The sequence below is a fragment of the Agromyces arachidis genome (assembly GCF_052805135.1).
Genome location: NZ_JBRBDK010000004.1, coordinates 198579 through 223743, shown reverse-complemented (window position 1 = coordinate 223743; position 25165 = coordinate 198579). Strand labels below are relative to the sequence as shown.

The following is a 25165-nucleotide window of genomic DNA, read 5'->3' as shown; positions in this document are numbered from 1 at the left end:
CACTGTGCACATGGGGGACGACGCTCCACGCCTCGCGGGCCGGGAGCGCGAACTCGCGGTGCTCTCGCACGAGCTCGACGCCGTGCTGCACGGCGCGTCGCGCACGGCCGTCCTGACCGGTGAGGCCGGGATCGGCAAGACGATGCTGATGCGCGCGGCGCTCGACCGGGTCGGCGACCGGGCCACGGTGCTCTTCGCACGCAACCTCCCGCTCACGACGCGCGTGCCGAACCTCGCGGTCCGGTCGCTGCTCGCGCAGGCGGAGGGCGAGCACGGGGCCGGTGCGGCGGCCGTCCGTCTCCCCGCACCGGTGCGGCTCGACGACGCCGTGCAACGGCTCCTCGACCGGGGGCCGGTCGTCATCGGGATCGACGACCTGCACTGGGCCGACGCGAGCACCCTCGACGCCATGATGTTCCTCACCGGCGGCGCCGAGGACCGCCCGCTCGGCATCGTCGCGACCGTGCGGGCCGGAAGCGGACGCGACGTCGACCGATGGCGGGCCGACCTCATGCGGCTGCCCGGCACGAGGGCGCTCGAGGTCGGGCCGCTGGACCGCGTCGGGGTCCGCGACCAGCTCGACGCCCTGCTCGGGGCGCCTCCGCACGAGTCGCTCGTGACCGACGTCATGGTGCGGACGGGCGGGAACCCCTACCACGCGCGCCTGCTCGTCGCCGGCATCGGCCCCGACGCGACCGCCGCCCCGGCCGCAGCACCCGACCTGGACACCGCGCTCCTGCAGGCGTGGTCGCGGATGCCGGAGGCCAGCCGCGAGCTCACCGTCATGCTCGCGATCCACGGCAAGCCGGTGCGGCCCGCGGTCATCGCCGAGATCGATCCGGCATGGCGCGACGCCGAGCGCGACCTGCGCCCCGCCGTCGCGCTCCGCGTGCTCGACCAGGACGGCGACGGCCGGCTCTGGTTCCACCATCCGCTCATCGCCGAGCTGCTCGTGGCCTCCGTGCCGGAGTTCGAGCGACGCGAGCGGCACGCCTCCCTCGCGCGCAGCACCGCGCTCGCCGTCGACAGCGGCCTCGACGATCCCGACCTGCTCGTCGACCTCGCCGACCACCTCGACGCCGCGGGCGACGCCGCAGGATGCATCGACGCCGGACGCCGGGCGATCGACCGACTCCGGGGCGTCGACGACCCGACGCGGCTCCGGCTCGCGCGACGCGCGGCGCAGCTGTGCGAGCGGATGCCGGGGATCGTGGACGACGACGACCGCCGCGCGCTGCTGCTCGACTGGGCCGAGGCGGCCGCCTCGATGGGCGAGGACGAGGACGAGTACCGGGCGGTCGGCGCGCTGCTCGAGCTGGTCGACCCCGACGCCGACCCGTCGCAGACCGCCGAGCTGATGCTGCGGCGACTCCGGCTCCAGTTCCGCATGGGCGGCGAGCTCGCCTCGATCGCCGACGCCCGGCGGACCCTCGAGTACGCCGCGAACGACCCGGACGGCCGCCAGTACGCCCTCGCCCTGAGCGAGCTCGCCCACGCCGAGATGCTCGCGGGCGATCCCGCGTGCGCCGCCCACGCGGCCGAGGCGCTCGAGCGCGCGCGGCGCAACGGCGACAGCGAGGCGCTCGCCTACGCCCTCGCCGCCGCCGGCCAGCTCGCCGCGGTGTCCCGGAACCTCCCGGCGGCATCCGCGCTCGCCCGCGAGACCCTCGCGGTGGCCGCGCCGAACGGGCACTTCTGGCCGGCCGCCCTCGCGTGCTTCTGGGAGGCGTACTCGATGCCGACCTACCGACGTGCCGCCGTCCGACTGCGGGAGCTCCGGGCGCAACTCGGCCGCGCGGGCGCCCCGCATCGCATCACGGCGGCACTCGCCGCCACCGAGGCGAGCAGCTGGCTCACCATCGGCGAGGTCGACGAGGTGCGCGCGGCCCTCCGGTTCGTGCGCGCCGAGCATCCGCCCGAGTACCTCGACCTCGGCCTGCGATCGGCCGCCGCGCTGATGGCCGCGCGGCAGGGCCGCCTCGACGACGCGGAGGCGCACCTCCAGCGATTCCGCGAGCTGTTCACGACGATCCCGAGCTACGCCGTGGCCAGCCACGCGGTCGCCGAGGCGACGACGTGGATCGTCGCGGGCCGGCCCAGGGAGGCACTCGACGTGCTGCTGCCGGCGATCGAGACGCACGTCGGCACGAACGGGACCGAGTGGCTCGTTCCGCTCGCCGCCCGGGCCATGGCGGATCTCGCCGGCGCGGCGCGCGACCGGAGGATCGCGCCGGACGACGTGCTGGCCGAGCTCGCGGCGTTCCGCGACGCCCATCCGCACGTGCTGGCGCGGAAGATGGGCGATTCCTACGCGCACGACCTCGTCGCCCTCGACGCCCTGTACGACGCCGAGGTCGCGCGCGCCCGCGACGACGACGACGCCTTCGAGCGCTGGGTCGAGGCCGCCGACCGGGCCGCCGCCGCCGAGCTCGCGTGGGAGGAGGCGTACGCGTGCCGGCGCGGTGCGGAGCGCGGCCTCGCGCGGGACTCCGGATCGCGGCGGCGGGCGGTCGAGCTGCTCCGACGCGGCGCGGCGCTCGCCGAACGGACCCAGGCCGAGCGACTCGCCGGCGAACTCGAGTCCCTCGCCCGCTGGTCGAGGGTGCGCCTCCACGGCGACGACGAGGTCGACGACGAGGCGGCCAGCGACTTCCCGCTGACGCGACGCGAGCGCGAGCTCTTGCCGTACATCGTCGACGGCCGGACCTACGCGGAGATCGCGGCGCTGCTCACGATCAGCGAGAAGACCGTCAGCTCCCACGTCTCGAACCTCCTGCGCAAGACGGGCGCCGCGAATCGGATCGACCTCGCGAGCCTGGTCCGCCGGCGGGAGCGATCGGCCTGAAGCGCCGCCACCGGCCCCGGGTGCCGCACCGTCGCACGCCCCGGCCCCGCGCTCGCCGGTGTCGGATGCCGCGGCTAACGTGGCAGGCACGACGGCGGAGGGAGCCCGATGTACCTGTCCGGCGGCACGGTGGTCACGAGCGCGAGCGACCTGAAGAAGGCCTCCGACTGCGAGTTCGCGTTCCTGCGCGAGCTCGACGTCAAGCTCGGCCGCGACGCCCTCTTCGAGCCGGTCGCCGACGCGATGCTCGAGCGCGCCGGCCGACTGGGCGACGAGCACGAGGAGCGCGTGCTGCAGCGCTACCGCGACGAGTTCGGCGCGGGCGTGGTCGAGATCGCCCGACCCGACCTGCGCGACCCCGAGCAGGTCGAGGCGGCGGTCGCGGCGACGCGCGACGCGTTCGCGTCGGGTGCGCCGGTGGTGTTCCAGGCCACCTTCGTCGACGACGGCTTCGTCGGCTTCGCCGACTTCATCGTCCGGCAGCCGGACGGACGCTACCTCGTGCAGGACAGCAAGCTCGCGCGGCGCGCACGCGTCACCGCGCTCCTCCAGCTGGCCGCCTACGCCGCCCAGCTCGACCGGCTCGGCATCCCTCGCGCCGACACGGTCGAGCTCCTGCTCGGCGATGGCACCACGAGTTCGCACCGCCTCGACGACATCGAGCCGGTCTACCTCCTGCGCCGCGACCGCCTGCGGCACCTCGTCGCGGAGCGCCTGGCCGACGACGGCCCGGTGGCATGGGGCGATCCGCGCTACGCGTTCGACGGGCGGTGCCCGACCTGCGACCTCGAGGTGCAGGCGCATCGCGACCTGCTCCTCGTCGCCGGGCTGCGCACCACGCAACGCGCCCACTTCATCGAGGCGGGCATCTCCACCATCGACGAGCTCGCGTCCTCGACCGGCGCCGTCGAGGGCGTCCTCGACGCCACCCTCGAGGGGTTGCGCGTGCAGGCCCGCCTCCAGCTCGCGGCCGAGGCCGCGGAGCTCGATGCGGCGGCATCCGGCACCCGTTCGCCCGACGACCCGCCGCTCCCGCCGCCCGTCGAGGTGCGCGAGCCGGGCGCGCTCGCCGCGATCCCCGAACCCGACCCCGGCGACCTGTTCTTCGACTTCGAGGGCGACCCGCTCTACACCGAGGGCGCGGCCACGCGCTGGGGCCTCGACTACCTCTTCGGCATGATCGACGTCGAGGAACGGTTCACGCCCATCTGGGCCCACGACTTCGACGAGGAGCGCGAGGCCCTCGTGCGCTTCCTCGCCTTCGTGAAGGAGCGGCGCGAGCGGCATCCCGGCCTGCACATCTACCACTACGCCAGCTACGAGCGCACGCACCTCACGTCGATCGCGGCACGTCACGGCGTCGGCGAGGCCGAGGTCGACCAGCTGCTCGCCGACGGCGTGCTCGTCGACCTCTACCCGATCGTGAAGCGCGCGGTGCGGGTCGGCAGCCGGTCGTACTCGATCAAGAAGCTCGAGCCGCTCTACATGGGCGACGAGCTCCGCGAGGCCGACGTGAAGTCCGGCGGCGACTCGATCCTCGAGTACGTCCGGGCACGGGAGCTCCTGTCCACGGGCGAGACCGACGCCGGCCGGCGCGTGCTCGACGACCTCGCCGAGTACAACCGCTACGACTGCGTGTCGACGCTGCGACTGCGCGACTGGCTGCTCGGGCTCGCCCGCGCGCACGGGGTGGCACCGGTCCCCGCGCTGCTGCTCGCCGAACCGACCGCCAAGCAGTACGCCGCCAGCCCGCTGGCCGGCGAGCTCATGCGACTCGCCGGCCCCGCGGACGAGCGGGCGAACGACCCCGACCGGACCGCCCTGGCCCTGGCCGCCGCCGCCATCGACTACCACGACCGCGAGATGAAGACCTTCTGGTGGGGGCACTTCTTCCGCGTCGAGCAGCCGCTCGAGTCGTGGGAGGACCACCGCGACGTGCTCATCGTCGACCCGGCCCGCACCGTGGTGGTCCAGGGCTGGTACCGCGAGGGCCGCCAGCAGCACGACCGCCGCGAGGTGCTGCTGCGGGGGCGGATCGCCCCGGGGTCCCGGTTCAGCCCCGGCAGCGAGCTGTTCGTCCTGTACGACTGGCCGCCGCCGTTCCCGTCGACCTCGCGGCGCCCGGGCTCCCGCGGCGCCACGCGGGCCACCGTCCTCGAGGCCACCGCCGACGGCATCCGCATCGAGGAGCGCTCGGTCGCGGGCGAGACCTGGCGCGAGCTGCCGGTCGCCCTCGTTCCCGGCACGCCGCCGCCGGCCGGCCGGCAGAAGGACGCGATCGCCGAATGGGCGCGCCCGATCGCCGAGCGCCATCCGCAGTGGCCCGCCGACCCTGCGACCGACCTGCTTCGCCGGGTCCCCCCGCGCACCCGGTCCGGAGCGCTCGCGCCGCTGCCCGATCACGAGTACGTGGGCGCCGTCGTCCGGTCGCTCGGCGACCTCGACGACTCCTACCTGGCGGTGCAGGGGCCGCCCGGCACCGGGAAGACGTACGTCGCGTCGCGCGTCATCGCCCGCCTCGTCGGCGACCACGCCTGGCGGGTGGGCGTGGTCGCGCAGTCGCACGCGGTCGTCGAGCACCTGCTCGACGCAGTCGTCGACGCCGGCCTCGACCCGGCCCGGGTGGCCAAGGCGCCGAAGGATCGCGACGACGTGGGCGCGCGACCCTGGACCGCGATCGAGAAGGACGGCGCCGCGAGCTACGTCGCGGCGAACGCGACCACGGGATTCGTGCTCGGCGGCACCGCGTGGGACTTCGCCAACGAGAGCCGGGTCGCCCGCCGCTCACTCGACCTGCTGGTGGTCGACGAGGCCGGGCAGTTCTCGCTCGCCTCGACGATCGCCGCATCGGTCGCCGCACGGCGCCTCCTGCTGCTCGGCGACCCCCAGCAACTGCCGCAGGTCAGCCAGGGCACGCACCCCGAGCCGGTCGACATGTCGGCGCTGGGGTGGATCGCCGACGGGCACGACGTGCTGCCGCCCGAGTTCGGCTACTTCCTCGCCGAGAGCCGCCGTATGCACCCCGCGCTCGCGGCGCCGGTCTCCCGCCTGTCGTACGAGGGCGAGCTGGCCTCGCACGAGTGCGCCGCCCTGCGCTCGATCGACGGCGTCGAGCCGGGCCTGACGCCGGTGCCGGTGGCCCACGAGGGCAACACCACGGAGTCGGCGGAGGAGGCGGAGGAGGTCGCGCGGATCGCGGGCTCGCTCCTCGGTCGGGCGTACGTCGACGCGTCGCAGGGCTCCGACGCCGTCGGGGCGGAGCCGCGACCCCTCACCCAGTCCGACCTGATCGTCGTCACGCCGTACAACGCCCAGCTCGCGCTCGTGCGCGAGGCGCTCGACCGGGCCGGCCTCCGAGAGGTCCCGGTCGGCACCGTCGACAAGTTCCAAGGGCAGGAGGCCGCGGTCGCGATCGTCTCGCTCGCGGCGTCGTCGGCCGCCGCCGCCCCTCGCGGAATCGAGTTCCTCCTGCTGAAGAACCGGCTGAACGTGGCGATCTCGCGGGCCCAGGTCGCGGCGTTCCTCGTGTACTCGCCCGGACTGCTGGACGTGCTGCCGCGCACCCCGCAGGGCGTGGCCCAGCTGAGCGCGTTCGCGCGGCTCGTCGGCGTCGAGCTGCCGAGCCTCGAAGACGCTCCCGTCGGCTGACGCGCGGCCCAGCCGTTCGCACGCCGGGAGGCGGCCGGTTCCGTCGCACAGGTTCCTGAGCAAACCTCAGAGCATATCCACGTAGGGTATCCGCATGACCAGCCCCACCGACTCGAACCCCGCCCGCATCACCATGTACGGAGCAGCGTGGTGCGGCGATTGCCGGCGCTCGAAGGCCCTCCTCGACCGCCGGGGCGTCGACTACGACTACGTCGACCTCGAGGTCGTCGTCGACGGAGCGGCACGCGCGAAGGCCATCTCCGGGCGTACGAACATCCCCGTCGTCGTGTTCCCCGACGGCGCCCACTTCACCGAGCCCACCGACGCCGAGCTCGCGGCGAAGCTCGACGAGGTCGAGTCGGAACGGGAGGACGACGCCGCCTGATCCCGGCCGCACTCCCTCGCTGAGCGACCCTCCCGCGCGCCCCGGCGCGATCTGAGGATCCGGCCTCTCGATCTCAGGGGTCGCGCCGGATGCCGCGCCCTCCCCCGCTCCATAACGTGAGCCCCACGTGAGAGCCAGGGGGAATCATGTTCGATCACCGGAAGCCCGCGGCCGCCCTCGGCGGCGCGGCACTCGCCATCGCGCTGGCCGGTTGCGCCGGAGTCGCCGGGACCGCATCCGGGTCGGTGGAACTCCACCAGGACCGCGCCCGGCCGGCCGGGACGCAGGCCCTCGAGATGCAGGGCACCCGACTCGCCGAGTACGCCGACGCCCTCGCCGCGGCATCCGGCGGCGCCGCCGAGGCGCAGGGCCAGCGACTCGCCGAGTACGCCGACGCACTGGCCGGGTCCGGCGCCGGCTGAGTCAGCGGAGCGCGGGGAGCACCTCGCGCTCGTACAGCTCGAGCCCGCTCCGGTCGTACGCGGCCTCGGGGAAGTAGTGGATGGCGTAGCCGAGCCCGCGCGCCTTCATGTCGAGCAGCCGCTCGACCACCTGGTCGACGGTGCCCACCGCGATCGCCGCGGGTCCGCGGTAGTCGTGCATGAACCGCTCGGTCGCCTCCGGCCCGAGGTACGGGGCGACTCGGGCCTCGAGCGCCTCGAGGCGCCGGGCGACCTCCGACTCGGACTCGCCGATGAGCGTGTTGAAGTTGGCGCTGCGCACGATCGAGTCGAAGTCGCGGCCCAGCCGGTCGGCGTGCCCGCGGAGCACCTCGCTCTTGTGGCTGAACTGCTCCGGGCTGCCGTAGAAGTTCGTGTACGACGCGTACTTCGCGGCGATCTTCAGCGTCACCTTCTCACCGCCGCCCGCGACCCACATCGGGATCCCGCCGGGCTGCAGCGGCTGCGGCTGCACGATCGCGCCGTCGACCTGGGAGAACTCGCCGTCCAGGCTCGCCCGCCCCGTCGTCCAGGCCTGGTGCATGATCTCGACGCCTTCGCGCAGCATCCGCAGCCGCGCGGGCGCATCGGGGAAGCCGTAGCCGTACGCGCGCCACTCGTGCTCGTACCATCCGGCGCCGATGCCCATCTCGATGCGGCCGCCCGAGATGACGTCGGCGGTGGCGGCGACCTTCGCGAGGTACGCCGGGTTGCGGTAGGCCATGCACGTGCACATCTGGCCGAGCCGCACGCGCGACGTCGACGCCGCGAAGGCCGACATGAGCGACCACGCCTCGTGCGTCGCCTCCGTCTCGCTCGCCACCGGGACGGTGTGGAAGTGGTCGTAGACCCAGATCGACTCCCACGGCGATCCCTCGCGGTCGGCGTGCTCGGCGAGGCCGTGCATGGTCGACCAGTGGTCGGCCGGCTCGATGCCGACGAGGTCGTGACGCCATCCCTGGGGAACGAAGAATCCGAATCGCATCGTGACAGCCTAGGCGGGCCCGCCCCGGTTCCGGGCGAACCCGGAGGGGGTTGCGTCGGCGCCCGCTCGCGCATCTCAGCGCAGGCCCTGATGCCGCCCGCTCGGGGGGTCCCTAGGGTCGTCCGCATGACCCACCTCACCGAACACGCGCACGTGCACCCCGAGCAGTTGTCCGCGGTCGCGATCACCTCGGGCGGGGTCCGCGTCATCCACGTCGCCGGGGTGGCCGAATGCCCGAGCGAGCTGTGGCGGGTGGAGTTCGTCCCCGCCGGCCCGTCCATCGGGAGCGTTCCGGTCCCGGAGCGGCTCCGGCTCGGCATCCGCTCGACCCCGCCCCGTCGCCGCGGCCGCGTCCGCCGCGCGCACGTCAGCTTCGAGGCGATCATCGAGGATCCCCGCACCCGCGAGATCGAGGTGCACCTCGGATGCCAGCCCGCGGTCGTCGTCCCCGTGCTCGAGGCGGTTCCCGAGTTCGGCGCCAGCGCTCGGGCGTCGCGTCCCGATCCGCATCGGCGCATGGCCGGGGCGGTGTCGCTCGTGCGCTCGATGACGGATTCCGCATCGCGGGCGCTCGCCACGCTCGCGGACGCGATGCCGCGCCCGGCCTTCGCGATCTGACGCCGCGGACCCGCTCGCCGGGTGCGACCCGGCGAGCGCGCCCGGACTAGGCTCGCGCGAACCGGAGCTCGGCGACCGCGGGACCCATCCAGTCGGTGTCCTCGAGGTCGTCCCCCCGGACGGTGACGACCTTGCCGCCGCGCGACAGGACCATCATCGCGAGCTGCGGGAGGATGTCACCCGCGCGCGTGCCGTCGGCGAGCCGGTCGCCGCCGCCGTTGCCCGTCGCGAACTCGATCGCTCCGGACTCGGCGTCGATCGTGCCGTTGACCGAGGTCGTGAAGTCGAACCAGAGCGTCTCGACGCCGCCCTCGGCCGCCATCCGCCCGATCGCCGCGAGGTCGCGCTCGACACGCCCGGCGCTGCCGTCGGCGAGGCCCCGCAGCGCCGACTTCGCCTCGTCGATGTTCAGCTCGGCGAGGCGCCGACGCAACTCGTCGTCGATCTCGGCGGCGTTCAGCCGGTCCGGGCCGCCCGGCACGGGCACCACTCGGCGGCCGTTGTGCGCGCGCTCGAGGAACGAGCTGAGCAGCGGCTCGGCGGCGAAGACGAACAGCGGCACGCGGGCGTCGGGATCGTGCGCCTGGAGTTCCTGCCACACCGCATCGGCGACGCGCTTCGCGTAGATGTCGTTGATCTCGGGCCGGCGGTCCTCCTCGGACATGCCGCGGTCGCCGTGCCCGCCGACGCGGCGGTTCCCCACGTCGCCGGGTGCGCGGTTCGCGGCGTCCTCGGCGTTGCGCGGGAGGTTCGGGTCGAGCGGCATCTCCTCGGCGCGCGCGGTCGGCAGCGCGTGCCACAGCGCCCACTCGTTCGCCGACAGGGTGACGGCGAAGGCCTCCTGGTCCTGGCTCGGCGCGCGCAGCAGCTGCCCGAGCGTGAAGTGCGATCCGACGTGCGTGGCGTCGTCGAGCCGGTTCGGCAGGACGTAGACCTCGGAGAGGCCGGGCGCCGCGAACACCGCGAGCGACCGCGACAACGCGCTCCAGACCTCCTTGTCGGCCAGCACCCGCTCGCGCTGCGTCTTGAGCGCGTCGATCGCGGAGGCGTCCTCGCCGTCGGCGCGCAGGCGGTCGAGCGCCTCGTCGAACGCGCTCTTGACCGCGGTCTCGGCGCGCTCGCGCTCACTCACGACCGGCGCCGTCGACGCGTAGATCGTGACCGCCGGATGGTGCTCACCGGCCAGCGCCTGGAAGTCGCTCGCCGTGGGCAGTTCGTAGTGGACCGTCATTCGTCCTCCTCCGATCACGGCGACGACGACATCGTCGTCGCGTGCTCCCAGCCTAGGAAGCCGGAGGCGGATCCGACAGACCCAGTCGCAGGCGATCGGACCCGGCCTGGCGGGCCGGGTCCGATCGCGCGTGCGGGTGGGCGGCTCCTCAGCGGCGCACCGGGTGGTTCGAGCGGATGACGCCCGTCGGGTCGATCGCGGCCTTCAGGGCGCGCAGCCTGGCGAGGCGGCCGTCGTCGCCGAAGAACCGCTCGCCGGCGACGGGGCGCTCGGTGAAGTTGAGGTACTCGGCGGGTGCGCGCCAGGGCTCGACGTGGGCGAGCAGCCGGCCGAGCGAGGCGACGACCTCCTCGATCGTCTCGGGAACGGCGATGCCGACGCCGAACACGAGGTAGCGTCCCTCGAAGCCGGCGATCGCGCCGGGCGCCGGGAGGTCCCGGTCCGCGGCGAGTTCCACGGCCGCCGACGGCTCGAACATGCCGCCCAAGTGCCGGATCTCCGCGGAGAGCAGCGCGGTCTCGGCGTCCGGGCCGACGGCGGCGGCGAAGGCGCGCACCGCCTCGGCCGGCAGGTCCTCCAGCATCATGCCGTCCCCGTGACCGGGGGTCGGGCCGGGCGGGTCCATGTGCAGCTGCAGCAGTTCGGCAGGGGCCTGCGGGTGCACGGTGTCCATCTCCGGGGCGAGCGCCCGCAGCGGCGCGAGCAGTGCCTCGGCGCGCTCGGCGTCCTCCTGGATCACGGCCTCGACGACCACGAACGAGCGGCCCGAGAGGAACGGCGGCAGCTCGGGCATCGGCGGGAAGCGGAGCACGCGCCCGACCGAGGTGACCGAGTCGGGCACCGACCGCGTCCACTCGCCCCAGGCGCCGAGCACCTCCCCGGTGCGCTCGATCGGGAAGAACAGGGCCCCGGCGACCACCTGGTCGATGGCGAACAGGCCGAACTCCAGGGCGGTGACGACGCCGAAGTCGCCGCCGCCGCCGCGGACGGCCCAGAACAGCTCGGGGTGGTGCTCGGCGTCGACGCGGCGGAACTCGCCGTCGGCCGTGACGAGCTCGACGGCCACGACGTGGTTGGCGGCGAGGCCGTGCGCGCGCCCGAGGAAGGAGATCCCGCCGCCGAGCGTGTAGCCCACGACGCCGACGTCATGGCTCGACCCGGCGAGCGCCGCCAGGCCGTGCGGCGCGGTCGCGGCCACGACGTCGCCCCAGAGCGCGCCGGGCTCGACCCGGGCGATGCGCTGGTTGGGCCGCACCTCCACCGCACGCAGTTCGTGGGTGCGCAGGAGGATCGCGTCGGCGAGGCCCTCGCCGTCGGTGAGGGGCGCGGCGTTGTGGCCGGTGGCCTGCGGTGCGACCGCGAGTCCGAGGTCGCGCGCGGCGCGCACGGTGCGGGCGATGTCGGCGACGGATGCCGCGACCACGACCGCGGCGGGCCGCTGGTCGACGGCGAGGTTCCAGGCAGCGCGCACGGCGTCCCAGTCGGCGTCGCCGGGCAGGTGGAGCCGGCCGTCGAGGCGGTCGTCGAGCATGGCGAACGCCTCGCGCAGCGAGAGCGCGTCGGTGTCGAAGGCAAGGGTGTTCACGGATGGTTCCTTTCGAGTGCGGGAGTCGCGGGCCGGGCCGAGGTAGGGACTCTCTCCGACGTCCGCCCGGGTTCCGGGGGCGCTCACGACGGGTTCCATACAACGACGGCGGCGGGAACCGGGGATCAGGATGATCCCGGCGTTCGTCTCAGGGTTATCCCGCGCTTCACGCCTCGTGCTCGGGTTCGGGGGCGGAATACGCCCGCGACCACGGCGGTTGGCACGAGGGATGCCTGCCACCCCTCGCCTCTCCGTGCTCGATCTCGTCCCCGTCCGCAGCGGCCAGTCGTCGTCGGGCGCCGTCGCGGCATCCGTCGCCCTCGCCCGGGTCGCCGACCGCCTCGGGTTCACCCGCTACTGGTTCGCCGAGCACCACAACATGCCCGCGGTCGCGTCGACGGCGCCGCCCGTGCTCATTGCGGCGACGGCCGCGCGCACCGAGCGGATCCGGGTCGGCTCGGGCGGCGTGATGCTGCCGAACCACGCCCCGCTCGTCGTCGCGGAGCAGTTCGCGGCCCTCGAGGCGCTCGCACCCGGTCGCATCGACCTCGGCATCGGACGTGCGCCGGGCAGCGACCCGGTGATCACGCAGTTGCTGCGGATGTCGGGCCCGACCGCCGACGTCGACCGGTTCCCCGACCACGTCGCCGACATCCTCGCCATGCTCTCGCCGGACGGCGCGACGCTTCGGCTCACGAGCGGGCGCGAGTACCCGATCCAGGCGACGCCCGCCGCGGCGGCGGTGCCCGAGCTGTGGCTGCTCGGCAGCTCCGACTACTCGGCGCGTCTCGCGGCCGAGCTCGGCCTGCCCTACGTCTTCGCGAACCACTTCTCGGGCGAGGGACTCGAGCGCGCGCTCGAGCTCTACCGCTCCGAGTACACGCCGAGCGAGCGGCATCCGTCGCCGCAGACGATCCTGACCGTCAACGCGGTCGTCGCCGACACCACCGCCGAGGCCGACGAACTTGCGCTCCCGCAGTTGCGTTCCATGGCCCGCCTGCGCCTCAACCGCCCGATGCGCCCGCTCGAGACCGTCGACGAGGCGCTCGCCGCTCCCCGCGACTCCGCCGCCGAAGAGGTCATCGCGCGCATGCGCCCGCGGTGGGTCGTCGATGATGCGGATGCCGCGGCGTCCGCCGTGCGCGCCCTGGCGGAGCGCCACGGCATCGACGAGGTCATGGTCGCGCCCGTGGCCGGCGCGCGGGCCGACGAGCCGACGGATGCCGCGCCCGGGCGCGAGCGCACGCTCGAGCTGCTCGCGGGGCGACTCGCCGCCTGAGCCGGTCGTTGCCCTCCCGCTGCGGGGCGCGGGCCGCTAGAGTCGCGAACGTGACCGCCCCGAACGCGTTCCCCGCCCGCCTCGTCGCCCTCATCGGCTTCGCCGTCATCGCCGCGTACGCCGTGCTCGGCGCGCTGCAGATCATCGTGCTGAACCCGATGGCGGCCGTCCCCGGACGCAGCCTGCCCGAGATCCATGCGGCCGTCGCCGACGCCGGGGAGTCGCTCAGCCCGGTCGCGCCGATCGTGTTCGCCGTGGTCGGGATGGTGCTCGGCGGCGGCGTCCTCGCGTACGCGTGGGCGGCGCCGATTCGGACCCCTCCGGCCGTGATCGCCGCGGTCGACCTCGTCATCCTCGTGCTGGGCGCGCCCGCCCACTTCATCGCCGGGTTCTCGTCGAACCTCGCGCTCGCCGACGCGTTCCGCATCTCGGGCACCGACCACTCCGGCTGGTCGTCGCTCCTGCTGGCGGCGAGCGGGGCCGCGCTCGTCGCCCTGGCGGTGCTCGTCGTCGTGCTCGCGGCCCGGACGCGGACGCGACGCGTCTTCACCCCGCCTGCGGCGGCCGCGGGATGAGCTCGCCGCACTGAGGCGCTCGGGTCGCGATCGCGGCGCGCCCATACGGCCGTTCATCGGTCGCGTCGGACGGGACGTCGGCGATGCCGCGACCCTCGCCCGATGCCGTCCTCTGAAGTCGAGCGCTGCGGTCGGCGTGCCCGAGGGATTGGGCGGAGACACGACATCCCGGGCTCGGTCGAGGGGAAAGGTATCCGCCGGATACCTTTCCCCTCGGCTCGACGGCATGGCGTCGGGTGCCCGACCGTGCGTGCACCGTCGGCAGCTCGCGCGACCCCAGGTGGCGCGGTCCCACCCGGAACGCCGGACGGCGCCCTACCTGCGGACTTCCTCGCGGGCCTCGGCCGTCACCGAACCGTCGGAGGCGGCCGGGACTCGAGGCCATGCCCACGCGGAGCGCAGGATGAAGGCCAGGAGCAGCAGCTCGACGCCGATGGAGAGCGCGTAGAACGCGGCCCATTCCCAGGTCTCCCCCACCGCGTTGAACACGGTGACCGGGATGTACAGCGATGCCACGACGAGGTTCACGACGCGGTTCAGGCCGGCGGGCAGCGCCATGGAGAGCACCACCATCAGGGCGGGGATCGTGACGAGCGCGAGGAACACGGTCATCAACGCCGGGCTGATGTCGAATTCGAAGACGACGCCCGCGAGGAGGTCGTCGATGACGCCCGGCTTGTAGAGGTGGTAGTAGTCCACGTAGATGTACAGGAACATGAAGCTCGTCCAGGCGGCGGCGAGCTTGGCCCGCACCGGGATCGGCGAGTTGTCGAGCGCGTTCGGGGTCTCGGTTCGGATGGTCATCGGTTCTTCCTTCGTGTGGGGCGGTCCGTCCGCCGGAGCGGCGGCCGGTCTGGGTACGACTGGTGCGAGGGGGCTCGTGGCTCGAGTGGCCGGCCGTCAGACGGCGACCACGACCTTCCCCCGGCTGTGGCCGGCCGCGACGTGCTCGAACGCGTCGACGGCGTCGGCGAACGGGTAGGTGCGGTCGATGAGCGGCGTGACCTTCCCGGCCGCGAGCAGGTCGGCGAGCGCGAGCAGGTCGAGGTGCTTCGCGAACGAGGTGAACGGCTTCAGCCGCTGACGGGTGAAGAGGGACCGCACGTGCGCGCCGACGATCCGGCCGATCGGACCGAGCCATCGGCCCCCGCGTCCGCTGTTGGGGATCAGGGTGCCCGTCGGGGTCAAGGCCCGGCGGACCGCCGCGAGGGGCTGGGCTTCGACGTTGTCGAGGATGACGTCGTAGCGCTTGCCGGCGCGGGTGACGTCGGTCGTCGTGGAGTCGACGACGTGGTCCGCGCCGAGCGACCGCACCAGGTCGACGTTGCGGGTGCGGCACACGCCCGTCACCTCGGCGCCCAGCGCCTTGGCGATCTGCACGGCGTACGAGCCGACGCCGCCCGACGCGCCGATGACCAGGACGGTCTGACCCGGTCGGACCCTCGCGACGTCTCGCAATGCCTGCAGCGCGGTCATCGCCGACGTCGGCACGGCCGCCGCCTGCACGGCCGACACGCCGGCGGGCACCGTCGCGAGGTGGTCCGCCGGGACGCAGGCGTACTCGGCGAGCGCGCCGGAGCCGGTCCAGCCGAACACCTCGTGTCCGGGACGGAGCGCGGTCACCTCCGATCCGACCTCGGTCACCACGCCGGCGAGGTCCATTCCGGGGATGCCGCGGCGCGGACGGCGGAGCCCGAACGCCAGGCGCACCACGTACGGCTCGCCGGCCGTCACGAAGCAGTCGCCGGGATGGATCGAGGCCGCGCCCACGCGGACCAGCACGTCGCCGGGACCGGGCGACGGGACTGCGACCCGAGACGGCTCGAGCACCGAGGGCGGGCCGTAGCGGTGCTGGACGAGGGCCCGCATCGTCGTCCGGTCGACCGGGTCCTCCCCCGAGACCTCGTCCGTCTCCGCAGCCGAGCGCTGTTCGATTCCCATGCGAGTTCCTTCCGTCCGAGCAGATCGCCCGGCTGTTCGTACACCGTACGTCGTACACCGTACGTCGTCGTCGTACACCGTACTATGCGACGTACACTGTACGATTGTCAAGCCGTCCGAGGAGCGAGGGAGACCCGTGACACCCAACGAAGAACGCCGAGTCGGACCGGACGTCGGCCTCAGCACGCAGCGGGTGGTCGACGAGGCGATGCGGCTCGCCGACCGCGAAGGGGTCGCCGGGCTCAGCATGCGCCGGCTCGCCGGCGCGCTCGGCGCCGGTGCGATGTCGCTCTACCACTACGTCGCGAACAAGGAGGAACTCCTCGACGCGATGATCGACGTCGTGTTCCAGGAGATCGAACTCCCGCCCGACGACACCGACTGGCAGACGGCCATCCGGAGCCGGGCGGTCTCCGCCAGGCAGGTCCTCGCGCGCCATCCGTGGGCGGTCGGCCTGATGGAGTCGCGGACCTCACCGGGGCCGGCGAACCTGCGCCACCACGAAGCGGTCACGGCCTGCCTGCGGCGAGCCGGCTTCTCGGTCGTGATGGCGACGCACGCCAACTGGCTGCTCGACAGCTACGTGTACGGGTTCGCCCTGCAGGAGGCCGGCCTGCCGTTCGACAGCGCCGCCGAACTCGCGGAGATGACCGAGGGCGTCTACCTGCCGCAGCTGCCCCCCGACGAGTTCCCGTTCCTCAATGAATCCGCCGCGGCGCTCCTCGCCGCCGGGTACGACCCGGCGGACGAGTTCGACTTCGGCCTCGACCTCATCCTGGCCGCCCTCGAGCCGCTTCGGACCGTCGCGTAGCGACCGTCACGGCCGGCGCGATCAGGCTCCGTCGGCGTAGACCCGCGCCTCCCACGGCGCCAGCGGCGCGCCGAGCGGCGCGGGCGCGTCGGGCAACGTGTTCGTGAGGATCGGGACGTCGCCCGCCTCACCGGGCTCCCGGCTCCAACGCGCGAGGAGCTCCCGGCGGAACACCGGCTCGTGCGCCACCGAGGAGAGGTTCACCACGACCAGCATCCGCTCGGCACCGTGGACACGCTCGTAGGCGAGGATCGCGGGGTGGCCGGCATCCGCCCGTTCGAACGAGCCGTGCGCGACGACCGGCCGGTCGTGCCGCATCGCGATCAGCTGCCGGTAGTACTCGAAGACCGAACCGGGATCGCCGACCTGGGCCGCCGCGTTGATGCGGTCGTGGTTCGGGTTCACCGCGAGCCACGGCTCGCCGGTGGTGAACCCGGCGTTCGGCGACGCGTCCCACTGCACCGGCGTGCGAGCGTGGTCGCGGCTCATCAGGCTCAGGCCGTACAGCGCGTCGGCGACGGCGGTGCCGGAGCCGATCGCCTCCGCGTAGGCGTTCAGGGACTCGACGTCGCGGTAGTCGTCGATCACCGAGAACGGCGCGTTCGTCATCCCGAGCTCCTGGCCCTGGTACACGTACGGCGTGCCGCGCATGAGGTGCAGCATCGTCGCGAGTGCCGTGGCCGACGCGTACCAGTGCTCGTCGGCATCCCCGAACCGGCTGACCGAGCGGGGCTGGTCGTGGTTCTCGAGGTAGAGGCTGTTCCAGCCCACGTCGTGCAGGCCCTCCTGCCACTTGACGAGCGACGCGGCGAGCTCCCCGGGCTCGAGCGGCCGCGGCCGGAACTTGCTGACGCCGTGGTCGAGGCCGACGTGCTCGAACTGGAAGACCATGTCGACCTCGCGGCGTGCCGGGTCGGTGAACAGGATCGCCTCGTCGAGCGTGACGCCGGGCGTCTCACCGACGGTGATGAGCCCCTCGCGGCCGTCGAACACCTCGCGGTGCATCTCCTGCAGGAACTCGTGCAACCGCGGGCCGTTCGTGTACGCGGCGCCCCCGTCGCCGTACCGCCGCCCACCGCGCACGGGCCCGTCGGGCAGCGACGGATGCTTCGAGATGAGGTTGATGACGTCCATGCGGAACCCGTCGACGCCGCGGTCGAGCCACCACCGCATCATCCCGTACACCGCGTGCCGCACCTCGGGGTTCTCCCAGTTGAGGTCGGGCTGCTTCACGTCGAACAGGTGCAGGTAGTACTCGCCCGTCGCCTCGTCCCACTCCCAGGTCGGGCCCGAGAAGAACGACTCCCAGTTGGTCGGCTCGGCGCCCGGGTCGCCGCCGTGCGTCCCCTCGCGCGGCGGGCGCCACCAGTACCAGTCGCGCTTGGGGTTGTCGCGGCTCGAACGCGACTCGACGAACCAGGCGTGCTCGTCGGAGGTGTGGTTCACGACCAGGTCCATGACGAGCCGGATGCCGCGCGAGTGCATCGCCGCGAGCAGCTCGTCGAAGTCGGCCAGGGTGCCGAAGGCCGGGTCGATGTCCTGGTAGTCGCTGATGTCGTAGCCGTTGTCGGCGTGCGGCGACCGGTAGATCGGCGACAGCCACACCACGTCGACACCGAGGCGTTCGAGGTGGTCGAGGCGGTTCAGGATGCCGCGGAGGTCGCCGACGCCGTCGCCGTCGGAGTCCTGGAAGCTGCGCGGGTACACCTGGTACACGACGGCCGACTTCCACCAGTCGGGTGCGATCTCGTTCCCCATGCCTCGATCCTTCCAGCAGGGACCGCGAACGTCATCCCGTTGCCCCCGCGGCGCCGACCTGCCATCGGATTGCCGATTGCGCCGGGTACTCGCCCCGCGTTCCCGGCGAAAGCGGCAACCCGACGGATGGCGCCGGGGCGCCGCGCGGGACGGCGGCGCGGCCGCGGCTCAGGCCGCGAGGCCGAGCCGGCGCAGGTCGTCGCCCGACGCTCGGTGCTCGGCGCCCTCGGCGACGTGCGCCTCGCGCGGCACCCGGGCGCCGTTCTGCACCCGCGCGCCGGCGCCGATCGCGGCGTACGGGCCGACCACGGCGAAGCGGCCGACCACGGCGCCCCGCCCGACGTGCGCGTTCACGCCGACGGTCGCCTTCTCGGCGACGATGGCGTCCTGCTCGATCCAGGCGCCGTGCGAGACGACGGCCCCGCGCTGCACCTGCGCGCCGGGGTCGACATAGGCGGTCGGGTCGACGAACGCCGTCGGATCGACCTTGGCGGTCGTGGCGACGAGGCCCCGGCCGTTGACGTGCTTGCGGTAGCGACGCAGGATGCCGGCTTCGTCCTCGAACTCGACGTAGCTGATGCCCACGTGTCCTCCAATCGCCGGGACCGGGTCAGTCGGGTCGGTCCCGGATACAGGTACAACATTCGCCCTGACCGGGGCATTCCCAAGTCTGGGACGCGTCCCTGAATACCCGCGGGGATATCGCTGTGCCTCGGCTGCGAGCACCCGCGCGCCGGGCGGCGGACGGGAGACGGCCGATGCTACTCGGAGTCCGCCCCCTCGGTGTCGACGATCTCGACGACGAAGACGAGCGTCTGGCCGCCGAGGCCGTTGGACGACTCGCCCTCGCCGTAGCCGAGCGCCGGCGGGATGGTCACGATCAGCTTCGAGCCGACCTTCTGGCCGACCAGTGCGCCGCCGAAGCCGGGGATGACGTCGCCCGTGCCGAAGCGGGCCGGGTCAGGGTTGCCGAAGCTCTGGTCGAAGATCTCCTTGGTCTCCCAGTTGAGGCCCTGGTAGTGGAGCGACACGGTGTCGCCGGCTGCGACGGTGTCGCCGTCGCCCTCCTCGAGCACCTTCAGCTGGTAGTCGGCCGGCGGCTCGGTGTCGGGGATGGTCACCGTGGGGGTGCCGTCCTCGCCGAACTCGACCTCCGGCACGTTCTCGGTCCACTCGCTCGGCGAGGGGAGGTCCTCGGCCTCGACGATCTCCTGCACGTCGGTCACGATCACGAGGGTCTCGCCGGGCTCGACGCCGATGGACTCGTTGCCCTGGTCGCCGTAGACCGACGCCGCCGGGGCGACGGTCACGACGCGCGATCCGAGCGGCACGCAGTCGACGCCCGCGAGGAAGCCCTCGTAGAGCGAGCCGTCGCCGATCGTGAGCGAGGTGGGCTGCGAGAAGACCTGGTCGCCCGTGGAGCCCTTGAACGCGGTCACGACGACCGAGACCTCGTCGCCCGAGGCCGTCACGTCGCCGTCGCCCTCGATGTCGATCGTGCGCTGGAGCTCGTCGCTCTCGAGGGGGGTGTCGAACGTCGCGGTCGTCGCGGCGCCGAAGTCGCCCTCGACCTCGATCGCGTCGCTCTGCTCGCCCGACTCGACCTCGAGGCAGGCAGCGGCCTCCTCGCTCGCGGTGGGCTCGGGTTCGGCGGGGTCGCCCGCGCAGCCGGCGAGGAGGAGGGCGGTCACTGAGGCGAGCGCGATGGGCGCGCCGCGGCGCAGGGCACGGTTCATGACGGGAGTTCTCGATTCGATTCGGGTGCGAAATGCAGGCTCCAGTCTGCACGCCCGAGGTATCGATTGGCTGAGTCTTCCCGAATCCGCTGGTGACGGCGAGAATGCCTGCATGGGGGATGTCAGGTCGGAGCCCGATTTCATCGCATCGTTCGAGGGCGGCTGGGAGGCCTTCGCCGATCTCGACGAGATCGTGTGGAACCCCATCTCACGGGCGACCGTGCTGCGGTCGCAGCCGCGCTTCGGCGAGCGCGTGCTCGACGCGTGCGCCGGTGCCGGAGCGTCGGCGCTGCCCACGGCCGAGCTCGTCGGCACGGGCGGGGTGGTCGACGCGGTCGACCTCGCCGAACCGCTCGTCGACCTCATGCGCGAGCGGGCGGGCGAGCGGATGCCGCAGCTCCGGCCGCACGTCGCCGACGCGACCACCTGGCCGTACACCGGCTACGACCTGGTGCAGTGCGTCCTCGGCATCCTGTTCTTCGACGACCCGGCGGCCGGCACCCGCCACCTCGTCGAGTGCGTGCGACCCGGCGGGAGGGCGGCCATCACGGTCTGGGGCGCGGGCGCGTTCGACCGGATCGCCGAACTGCTCGCGGCGGCGCTGCCGGACGACGACCGGGTGCCGAGCGTCGACGACAGCCGGCGGGCCACGATCGTCGGGGCCGAGACGGCCGGCAGCTTCGCGCACTGGCTCACCGAGCGGGGCCTCGTCGACGTGCGCGCGCAGGTCGTCCCGCGCCACCTCGAGCTCGATCCGGAGCTCGCGTGGCGGCTGGTCGCCGGCACCGGCTTCCGCGCGTTCCTCAGGGAGCTCGACGACGACGAGCGCGAGGGGGTTCGCGAGCGCCTCACCGCGGGACTGGCGCAGGGCGGGTCGACCGTCGACCTGACCACGTTCGTCGGGGTCGGCCACCGGCCGGAGGAGTGACGCGCGCTCAGTCGCCGCCGGGCTCGGGCCCGGTCGCGACGGGTCGCTCCGGGCGCCTCGACCACTGGCTGTACGAGCCCGGGTAGAGCGCCGCCTCGATGCCCGCGATCCCGAGCGCGGCGACCGCGTGCGCGGCGTTCACGCCCGACCCGCAGTAGACCGCGACCGGATGCCGCCTGTCGGCGCCGACCGAGGCGAATCGTTCGCGGAGCTCGTCGGCGTGACGGAACCGGCCGTCGGCGGCGAGGTTCCCGGCGGTCGGCGACGACACGGCGCCGGGGATGTGCCCTGCGCGCGGGTCGATCGGCTCGACCTCGCCGCGGTACCGCTCGGCGGCCCGCGCGTCGAGGAGCACGCCGGACTCCGCTGAGGCGAGCGCGTCGGCCTCGTCGAGGTCGACCACGGGCATCGCGCCGAACCGGGCCGTGGCGTCGCCGGGCTCCCGCACCACGTCGCCGGACTCGAGCGGCAGCCCGGCATCCCGCCACGCGCCGAGTCCCCCGTCGAGCAGCCGCACGTCGGCCCACCCGGCATGCCGGAGCAGCCACCAGGCGCGCGCCGCCGACATCCCGCCCGCGTCGTCGACCACGACCGCGAGATCGCCGTCGCGGAGCCCCCAGCGGCGCATGGCCGCCGTGAACGCCTCCTCAGACGGCAGCGGATGGCGCCCCTCCCCGACCGCGTCGTGGTCGGCGAGTTCGGTGTCGAGGTCGACGTAGACCGCACCCGGGACATGCCCCTCGCGGTATGCGTCCCGTCCGTCGGGCTCGGCGAGGGTCCACCGCACGTCGAGCACGACCGTCCGCGGATCGTCGAGGCGGGCGGCGAGCTCGCCGGCGTCGATGAGCACGTCCATGCCGCCATCCTCGCAGGCCGGGCCGCTCCCGGCATCCGCTCAGGCGCCCCGATAGAATCGACGCCACGGCCGGCGCGAGACGGGGAGGGCGGATGATCCTCTCCCTCGTGCTGTTCGGGCTCGTGGCCGTCGTCACCCCGTTCGCCGCGAGGGGCCTCGGCCGTCGCGTCTTCCCGGTCATCGCGCTCGTGCCGACGGGCGTGTTCGCCTGGCTGCTGCTGCAGGTGCCGACGGCGTCCGGGGGCAGCGTCGTCACCGAACGCCTCCCGTGGATCCCGGCGCTCGACATCGAGCTGTCCTTCCGGCTCGATCCCCTCGCGCTGCTGCTCGCGCTCATCGTCACGGGCGTCGGAGCGCTCGTGCTGCTCTACTGCACCTGGTACTTCCGCGACGACGAGCCGCGGCTCGGCCGATTCGCGGCGCTGCTGCTCGCGTTCGCGGGCGTCATGCTCGGCCTCGTCACCGCCGACGACGTCTACGTGCTCTTCACGTTCTGGGAGCTGACGAGCGTGCTGTCGTACCTGCTGATCGGGCACGAGTCCGGGCGGCGCGAGAGCCGCGGCGCCGCCCTGCAGGCGCTCACCGTCACCACCTTCGGCGGGCTCGCGATGCTCGTGGGGCTGGTGATCCTCTCGGTCGCGGGCGGCACCACCTCGATCTCCGAGCTCGTCGCGAGCCCCGTCACCGGCGTCGAGGGCGAGGTCGCGATCGCGCTCGTGCTCCTCGGCGCGGTGTCGAAGAGCGCGCTCGTACCGTTCCACTTCTGGCTGCCGGCGGCGATGGCCGCGCCCACCCCGGTGTCGGCGTACCTGCACGCCGCGGCGATGGTGAAGGCGGGCGTGTACCTCGTGATGCGACTCGCCCCGGGCTATGCGGAGCTCGAGGTGTGGCATCCGCTGCTCGTCGGCCTGGGTGCGTTCACGATGCTGGTGGGCGGATGGCGCGCGCTGCGGCAGACCGACCTGAAGCTGCTGCTCGCCTACGGCACCGTGAGCCAGCTCGGCTTTCTCGTGCTCGTCGCGTCGATCGGCACGCGCGACGGCCAGCTCGCCGCGGGCGCGCTGCTGCTCGCCCACGCGCTGTTCAAGGCGACGCTGTTCCTCACGGTCGGCATCGTCGACCACGCGGCCGGCACGCGCGACGTGCGCGAGCTGTCCGGGCTCGGGCGACGCATGCCCTGGGTCGCCGCCATCGCGATCACCGCCGCCGCGTCGATGGCCGGCCTGCCGCCGCTGCTCGGGTTCGTGGCGAAGGAGACGGTGTTCCACGCGCAGCTCGAGGCCATCGCGGAGGGCGATGCGTGGGCGTGGACCGGACTGGTCGCCGCATTCCTCGGCTCGGTGCTCACCGTGGCCTACAGCGCGCGGTTCGTCATGGGCGCGTTCGGCCGGAAGCCCGGGGTGCCCGAGCCGCCCCTGCACGAGGAGTCGCCGCTCATGGCCGCCGCGCCCGGCCTGCTCGCCGTGGCGTCGCTCGCGACCGCCCTCGCGATCGCCTGGGTCGACCCGCTGATCGCGGCGGCGTCCGTCGGCCTCCCCGGCCCCGACGAGTACCACCTCGCGCTCTGGCACGGCCTGGAGCCGGCGCTGCTGGTCTCGCTCGGGGTGTACGCGCTCGGCGCGGTGCTGGTGTGGCAGCGCGTCGCCGTCGCGCGCGCGCAGGCGACGGTGCCCGACACCTTCGAGGCCGGCCGGGGCTACCTCCGGATCGTGCGCGGGGTCGACCGCTTCGCGGCGCGGCTGACCACCTTCATCCAGTCGGGCGGCCTGCCCGGCTACCTCGCCGTGACCGCGAGCGTCTTCGTGCTCGGGATCGGCGGCGCCGCACTGGTGAACGACACCTGGCCGACCGAGGTGCGCTTCGCCGACGAGCCCGCCCAGCCCGTCGTCGGCCTGGTGATCGTGCTCGCCGCGCTCGCGGTCGTCCTGATCCGGCAGCGGCTCGCGGCGGCGCTGCTCGCGGGCGCGACCGGGTTCGGGCTCGTCGTGCTGTTCGGCACCGGCGGCGCCCCGGACCTCGCGCTCACGCAGGGCCTCGTCGAGGCGATCACGATCGTCGTGTTCGTCCTCGTGCTGCGTCGCCTGCCCCGCAACATCCAGAGCCGCCGGTCGAGCGTGAGCGCGCCGGTGCGCGCCGTGATCGGCACGCTCGCAGGGCTGGTCATGGGCGTCGCGGGCATCGTGGCCCTGTCCTCCCGGCAGGAGGCCACCATCGCGGAGGGCCTCCCGCCGCTCGCGATCGAGGCGCACGCGAAGAACGTCGTGAACGCGCTGCTCGTCGACATCCGCGCCTGGGACACGCTGGGCGAGGTCTCGGTGCTCGTCGCGGTGGCCACGGGCGTCGCGAGCCTGATCTTCGTGTCCGGACGCACCGGCGGTGCGCCGCGGCTCGACGATGCGGCGCCGCGCGACCGGCTGCGGCCGCTGCCGGAGCCCGCCGACGCCATCCGGGCCCCCCGGCGGCGCCTCGCCGAGGTCCCGGAGGAGACGGATGCCGCGGCCGCCGCCGCGGCCACCCGGCAGACGTGGCTGCTCGCGGGGCGCACGATCTCGCCGCGCAACCGGTCCATCCTGCTCGAGGTGCTCATCCGCCTCCTCTTCCACCCCGCCATCGTGGTGTCGGTCTACCTGCTGTTCGTCGGCCACAACGGACCGGGCGGCGGGTTCGCGGGCGGGCTCGTCGCGGGCCTCGCGCTCGTCGCGCGCTACCTGGCCGGCGGTCGGTACGAGCTCGGCGAGGCGCTGCCGGTCGACCCCGGGCGCCTGCTCGGTGCGGGCCTCCTGCTTGCGGCGGGCACCGCCGCCATGCCGCTGCTGTTCGGCGCGACCGTCTTCGAGTCGACGTGGTTCGAGGCCGAGGTGCCCGTGCTGGGCGTGCTGTCGATCGGCACGTCGACGCTGTTCGACATCGGCGTCTACCTGATCGTCGTGGGCCTCGTGCTCGACATCCTCCGCACCCTCGGCGCCGAGATCGACCGGCAGATCGACGAGGCGGGCGAGGACGCCGTGCCCCCGGACCCCGCGGACCCCTCCCTGCAGGGCGGCCCGGCGAGCCTCCCCCCACCGGAGAGGAGCCGGGCATGACCCCGACCCTGGCGCTCGTGATCGTCGCGGCCGTGCTGTTCGGCTCCGGCGTGACGGTCATGCTCGAGCGCAGCCTCACCCGCGTGCTCATCGGCTTCCTGCTCGTCGGCAACGGGGTCAACCTCTTCATGTTCTCGATGGCCGGAGCGCCCGGGCTCGCGCCGATCCTGTCGGAGGGGGTGGACGCGGCGGCGATCTCCGATCCCCTGCCGCAGGCCTTCGTGCTGACCGCGATCGTGATCAACCTGGGGCTCACGGCCTTCATGCTGGCGCTCGTCTACCGCACCTGGTGGCTGGCGCAGCTCGGCGACGAGGGCGACATCATCGGCGACGAGGAGGACACGGAGGAGGACGCCGAGGAGACGGCGGACCTCATCCGCAGCACGGCGGAGGACGACCGCGCCGTGCAGGACGTGCTCGACGCGAGCGACGAGGAGGCCCGCCGGTGACCGACGCCCTCG

The 25165-nt window shown here is 73.6% G+C and carries 20 protein-coding genes; 11 read left to right on the top strand and 9 right to left on the bottom strand.

Annotated features, from left to right (window positions below):
- The first annotated feature begins 10 nt into the window (after positions 1-10).
- From ACUY4T_RS07780 to ACUY4T_RS07765, 4 genes are all read left to right on the top strand, one after another.
- Entirely contained in the window at positions 11-2845 is a 2835-nt protein-coding gene (locus tag ACUY4T_RS07780) for a helix-turn-helix transcriptional regulator (RefSeq protein ID WP_446018349.1), read from the top strand.
- 108 nt (positions 2846-2953) lie between these two features.
- Positions 2954-6493 carry a TM0106 family RecB-like putative nuclease gene (locus tag ACUY4T_RS07775; protein ID WP_446018348.1) on the top strand — a complete coding sequence of 1180 codons (3540 nt, stop codon included), beginning with the start codon at positions 2954-2956 and terminating at the stop codon, positions 6491-6493.
- Between the two features lie 94 nt (positions 6494-6587).
- On the top strand, positions 6588-6878 hold the full coding sequence (locus ACUY4T_RS07770) for a glutaredoxin family protein (RefSeq protein ID WP_446018347.1): 291 nt from the start codon (positions 6588-6590) through the stop codon (positions 6876-6878).
- Positions 6879-7024: 146 nt separating this feature from the next.
- Positions 7025-7300 carry a hypothetical protein gene (locus ACUY4T_RS07765; protein WP_446018346.1) on the top strand — a complete coding sequence of 92 codons (276 nt, stop codon included), beginning with the start codon at positions 7025-7027 and terminating at the stop codon, positions 7298-7300.
- Between the two features lies 1 nt (position 7301).
- Here ACUY4T_RS07765 and ACUY4T_RS07760 read toward each other — a convergent pair whose 3' ends face one another.
- Entirely contained in the window at positions 7302-8303 is a 1002-nt protein-coding gene (locus ACUY4T_RS07760; RefSeq protein ID WP_446018345.1) for an LLM class F420-dependent oxidoreductase, read from the bottom strand.
- 126 nt (positions 8304-8429) lie between these two features.
- Here ACUY4T_RS07760 and ACUY4T_RS07755 point away from each other — a divergent pair, with 126 nt between their 5' ends.
- Entirely contained in the window at positions 8430-8921 is a 492-nt protein-coding gene (locus ACUY4T_RS07755; RefSeq protein ID WP_446018344.1) for a hypothetical protein, read from the top strand.
- A gap of 46 nt (positions 8922-8967) precedes the next feature.
- Here the strand turns inward: ACUY4T_RS07755 and ACUY4T_RS07750 are convergent, their stop codons facing one another.
- Positions 8968-10152: a hypothetical protein gene (locus ACUY4T_RS07750; RefSeq protein ID WP_446018343.1), complete on the bottom strand. Its 1185-nt coding sequence runs from the start codon at positions 10150-10152 to the stop codon at positions 8968-8970.
- A gap of 148 nt (positions 10153-10300) precedes the next feature.
- Positions 10301-11737, bottom strand: a complete 1437-nt coding sequence (locus ACUY4T_RS07745; protein ID WP_446018342.1) for an FAD-binding oxidoreductase — start codon at positions 11735-11737, stop codon at positions 10301-10303.
- A 229-nt stretch (positions 11738-11966) separates the two neighbouring features.
- Between ACUY4T_RS07745 and ACUY4T_RS07740 the strand changes: the two genes are divergently transcribed.
- Complete coding sequence (locus ACUY4T_RS07740; protein ID WP_446018341.1) at positions 11967-13016, top strand: LLM class flavin-dependent oxidoreductase; 1050 nt, start codon at positions 11967-11969, stop codon at positions 13014-13016.
- Between the two features lie 50 nt (positions 13017-13066).
- On the top strand, positions 13067-13591 hold the full coding sequence (locus ACUY4T_RS07735; protein ID WP_446018340.1) for a hypothetical protein: 525 nt from the start codon (positions 13067-13069) through the stop codon (positions 13589-13591).
- A 315-nt stretch (positions 13592-13906) separates the two neighbouring features.
- On the opposite strand, the gene ACUY4T_RS07730 is transcribed toward ACUY4T_RS07735, so the two are convergent.
- The gene (locus tag ACUY4T_RS07730) at positions 13907-14395 is read right to left on the bottom strand and encodes a DUF6326 family protein (protein ID WP_446018339.1); all 489 of its coding nucleotides are present in this window, start codon (positions 14393-14395) and stop codon (positions 13907-13909) included.
- Between the two features lie 96 nt (positions 14396-14491).
- Positions 14492-15532: an NAD(P)-dependent alcohol dehydrogenase gene (locus tag ACUY4T_RS07725; RefSeq protein WP_446018338.1), complete on the bottom strand. Its 1041-nt coding sequence runs from the start codon at positions 15530-15532 to the stop codon at positions 14492-14494.
- A 208-nt stretch (positions 15533-15740) separates the two neighbouring features.
- On the opposite strand from ACUY4T_RS07725, the gene ACUY4T_RS07720 reads away from it, so the two are divergent.
- A complete protein-coding gene (locus tag ACUY4T_RS07720) occupies positions 15741-16343 on the top strand; it encodes a TetR/AcrR family transcriptional regulator (RefSeq protein ID WP_446018424.1) in 603 nt (200 codons plus the stop codon).
- Between the two features lie 21 nt (positions 16344-16364).
- On the opposite strand, the gene ACUY4T_RS07715 is transcribed toward ACUY4T_RS07720, so the two are convergent.
- The 3 genes from ACUY4T_RS07715 to ACUY4T_RS07705 form a co-directional block, all read right to left on the bottom strand.
- A complete protein-coding gene (locus tag ACUY4T_RS07715; protein ID WP_446018337.1) occupies positions 16365-18101 on the bottom strand; it encodes an alpha-glucosidase in 1737 nt (578 codons plus the stop codon).
- A gap of 168 nt (positions 18102-18269) precedes the next feature.
- Positions 18270-18686 carry a transferase gene (locus ACUY4T_RS07710; RefSeq protein WP_446018336.1) on the bottom strand — a complete coding sequence of 139 codons (417 nt, stop codon included), beginning with the start codon at positions 18684-18686 and terminating at the stop codon, positions 18270-18272.
- 176 nt (positions 18687-18862) lie between these two features.
- Positions 18863-19837 carry an FKBP-type peptidyl-prolyl cis-trans isomerase gene (locus tag ACUY4T_RS07705; protein WP_446018335.1) on the bottom strand — a complete coding sequence of 325 codons (975 nt, stop codon included), beginning with the start codon at positions 19835-19837 and terminating at the stop codon, positions 18863-18865.
- 112 nt (positions 19838-19949) lie between these two features.
- Between ACUY4T_RS07705 and ACUY4T_RS07700 the strand changes: the two genes are divergently transcribed.
- A complete protein-coding gene (locus ACUY4T_RS07700) occupies positions 19950-20765 on the top strand; it encodes a class I SAM-dependent methyltransferase (protein WP_446018334.1) in 816 nt (271 codons plus the stop codon).
- A 7-nt stretch (positions 20766-20772) separates the two neighbouring features.
- On the opposite strand, the gene ACUY4T_RS07695 is transcribed toward ACUY4T_RS07700, so the two are convergent.
- Positions 20773-21621, bottom strand: coding sequence for a sulfurtransferase (locus ACUY4T_RS07695; RefSeq protein WP_446018333.1), 849 nt, complete (start codon positions 21619-21621; stop codon positions 20773-20775).
- A 92-nt stretch (positions 21622-21713) separates the two neighbouring features.
- Here ACUY4T_RS07695 and ACUY4T_RS07690 point away from each other — a divergent pair, with 92 nt between their 5' ends.
- Both ACUY4T_RS07690 and ACUY4T_RS07685 read left to right on the top strand, forming a co-directional pair.
- On the top strand, positions 21714-24704 hold the full coding sequence (locus ACUY4T_RS07690; RefSeq protein WP_446018332.1) for a Na+/H+ antiporter subunit A: 2991 nt from the start codon (positions 21714-21716) through the stop codon (positions 24702-24704).
- Positions 24701-25153, top strand: a complete 453-nt coding sequence (locus ACUY4T_RS07685) for a sodium:proton antiporter (RefSeq protein WP_446018331.1) — start codon at positions 24701-24703, stop codon at positions 25151-25153. The genes ACUY4T_RS07690 and ACUY4T_RS07685 overlap by 4 nt, the downstream gene beginning before the upstream one ends.
- Positions 25154-25165: the final 12 nt, after the last annotated feature.

Coding starts and splice junctions, on each gene's coding strand:
- ACUY4T_RS07780 (WP_446018349.1), top strand. CDS start 11: ATGGGGGACGACGCTCCACGCCTCGCGGGCCGGGAGCGCGAACTCGCG.
- ACUY4T_RS07775 (WP_446018348.1), top strand. CDS start 2,954: ATGTACCTGTCCGGCGGCACGGTGGTCACGAGCGCGAGCGACCTGAAG.
- ACUY4T_RS07770 (WP_446018347.1), top strand. CDS start 6,588: ATGACCAGCCCCACCGACTCGAACCCCGCCCGCATCACCATGTACGGA.
- ACUY4T_RS07765 (WP_446018346.1), top strand. CDS start 7,025: ATGTTCGATCACCGGAAGCCCGCGGCCGCCCTCGGCGGCGCGGCACTC.
- ACUY4T_RS07760 (WP_446018345.1), bottom strand. CDS start 8,303: ATGCGATTCGGATTCTTCGTTCCCCAGGGATGGCGTCACGACCTCGTC.
- ACUY4T_RS07755 (WP_446018344.1), top strand. CDS start 8,430: ATGACCCACCTCACCGAACACGCGCACGTGCACCCCGAGCAGTTGTCC.
- ACUY4T_RS07750 (WP_446018343.1), bottom strand. CDS start 10,152: ATGACGGTCCACTACGAACTGCCCACGGCGAGCGACTTCCAGGCGCTG.
- ACUY4T_RS07740 (WP_446018341.1), top strand. CDS start 11,967: ATGCCTGCCACCCCTCGCCTCTCCGTGCTCGATCTCGTCCCCGTCCGC.
- ACUY4T_RS07730 (WP_446018339.1), bottom strand. CDS start 14,395: ATGACCATCCGAACCGAGACCCCGAACGCGCTCGACAACTCGCCGATC.
- ACUY4T_RS07725 (WP_446018338.1), bottom strand. CDS start 15,532: ATGGGAATCGAACAGCGCTCGGCTGCGGAGACGGACGAGGTCTCGGGG.
- ACUY4T_RS07720 (WP_446018424.1), top strand. CDS start 15,741: ATGCGGCTCGCCGACCGCGAAGGGGTCGCCGGGCTCAGCATGCGCCGG.
- ACUY4T_RS07715 (WP_446018337.1), bottom strand. CDS start 18,101: ATGGGGAACGAGATCGCACCCGACTGGTGGAAGTCGGCCGTCGTGTAC.
- ACUY4T_RS07705 (WP_446018335.1), bottom strand. CDS start 19,837: ATGAACCGTGCCCTGCGCCGCGGCGCGCCCATCGCGCTCGCCTCAGTG.
- ACUY4T_RS07700 (WP_446018334.1), top strand. CDS start 19,950: ATGGGGGATGTCAGGTCGGAGCCCGATTTCATCGCATCGTTCGAGGGC.
- ACUY4T_RS07695 (WP_446018333.1), bottom strand. CDS start 21,621: ATGGACGTGCTCATCGACGCCGGCGAGCTCGCCGCCCGCCTCGACGAT.
- ACUY4T_RS07690 (WP_446018332.1), top strand. CDS start 21,714: ATGATCCTCTCCCTCGTGCTGTTCGGGCTCGTGGCCGTCGTCACCCCG.
- ACUY4T_RS07685 (WP_446018331.1), top strand. CDS start 24,701: ATGACCCCGACCCTGGCGCTCGTGATCGTCGCGGCCGTGCTGTTCGGC.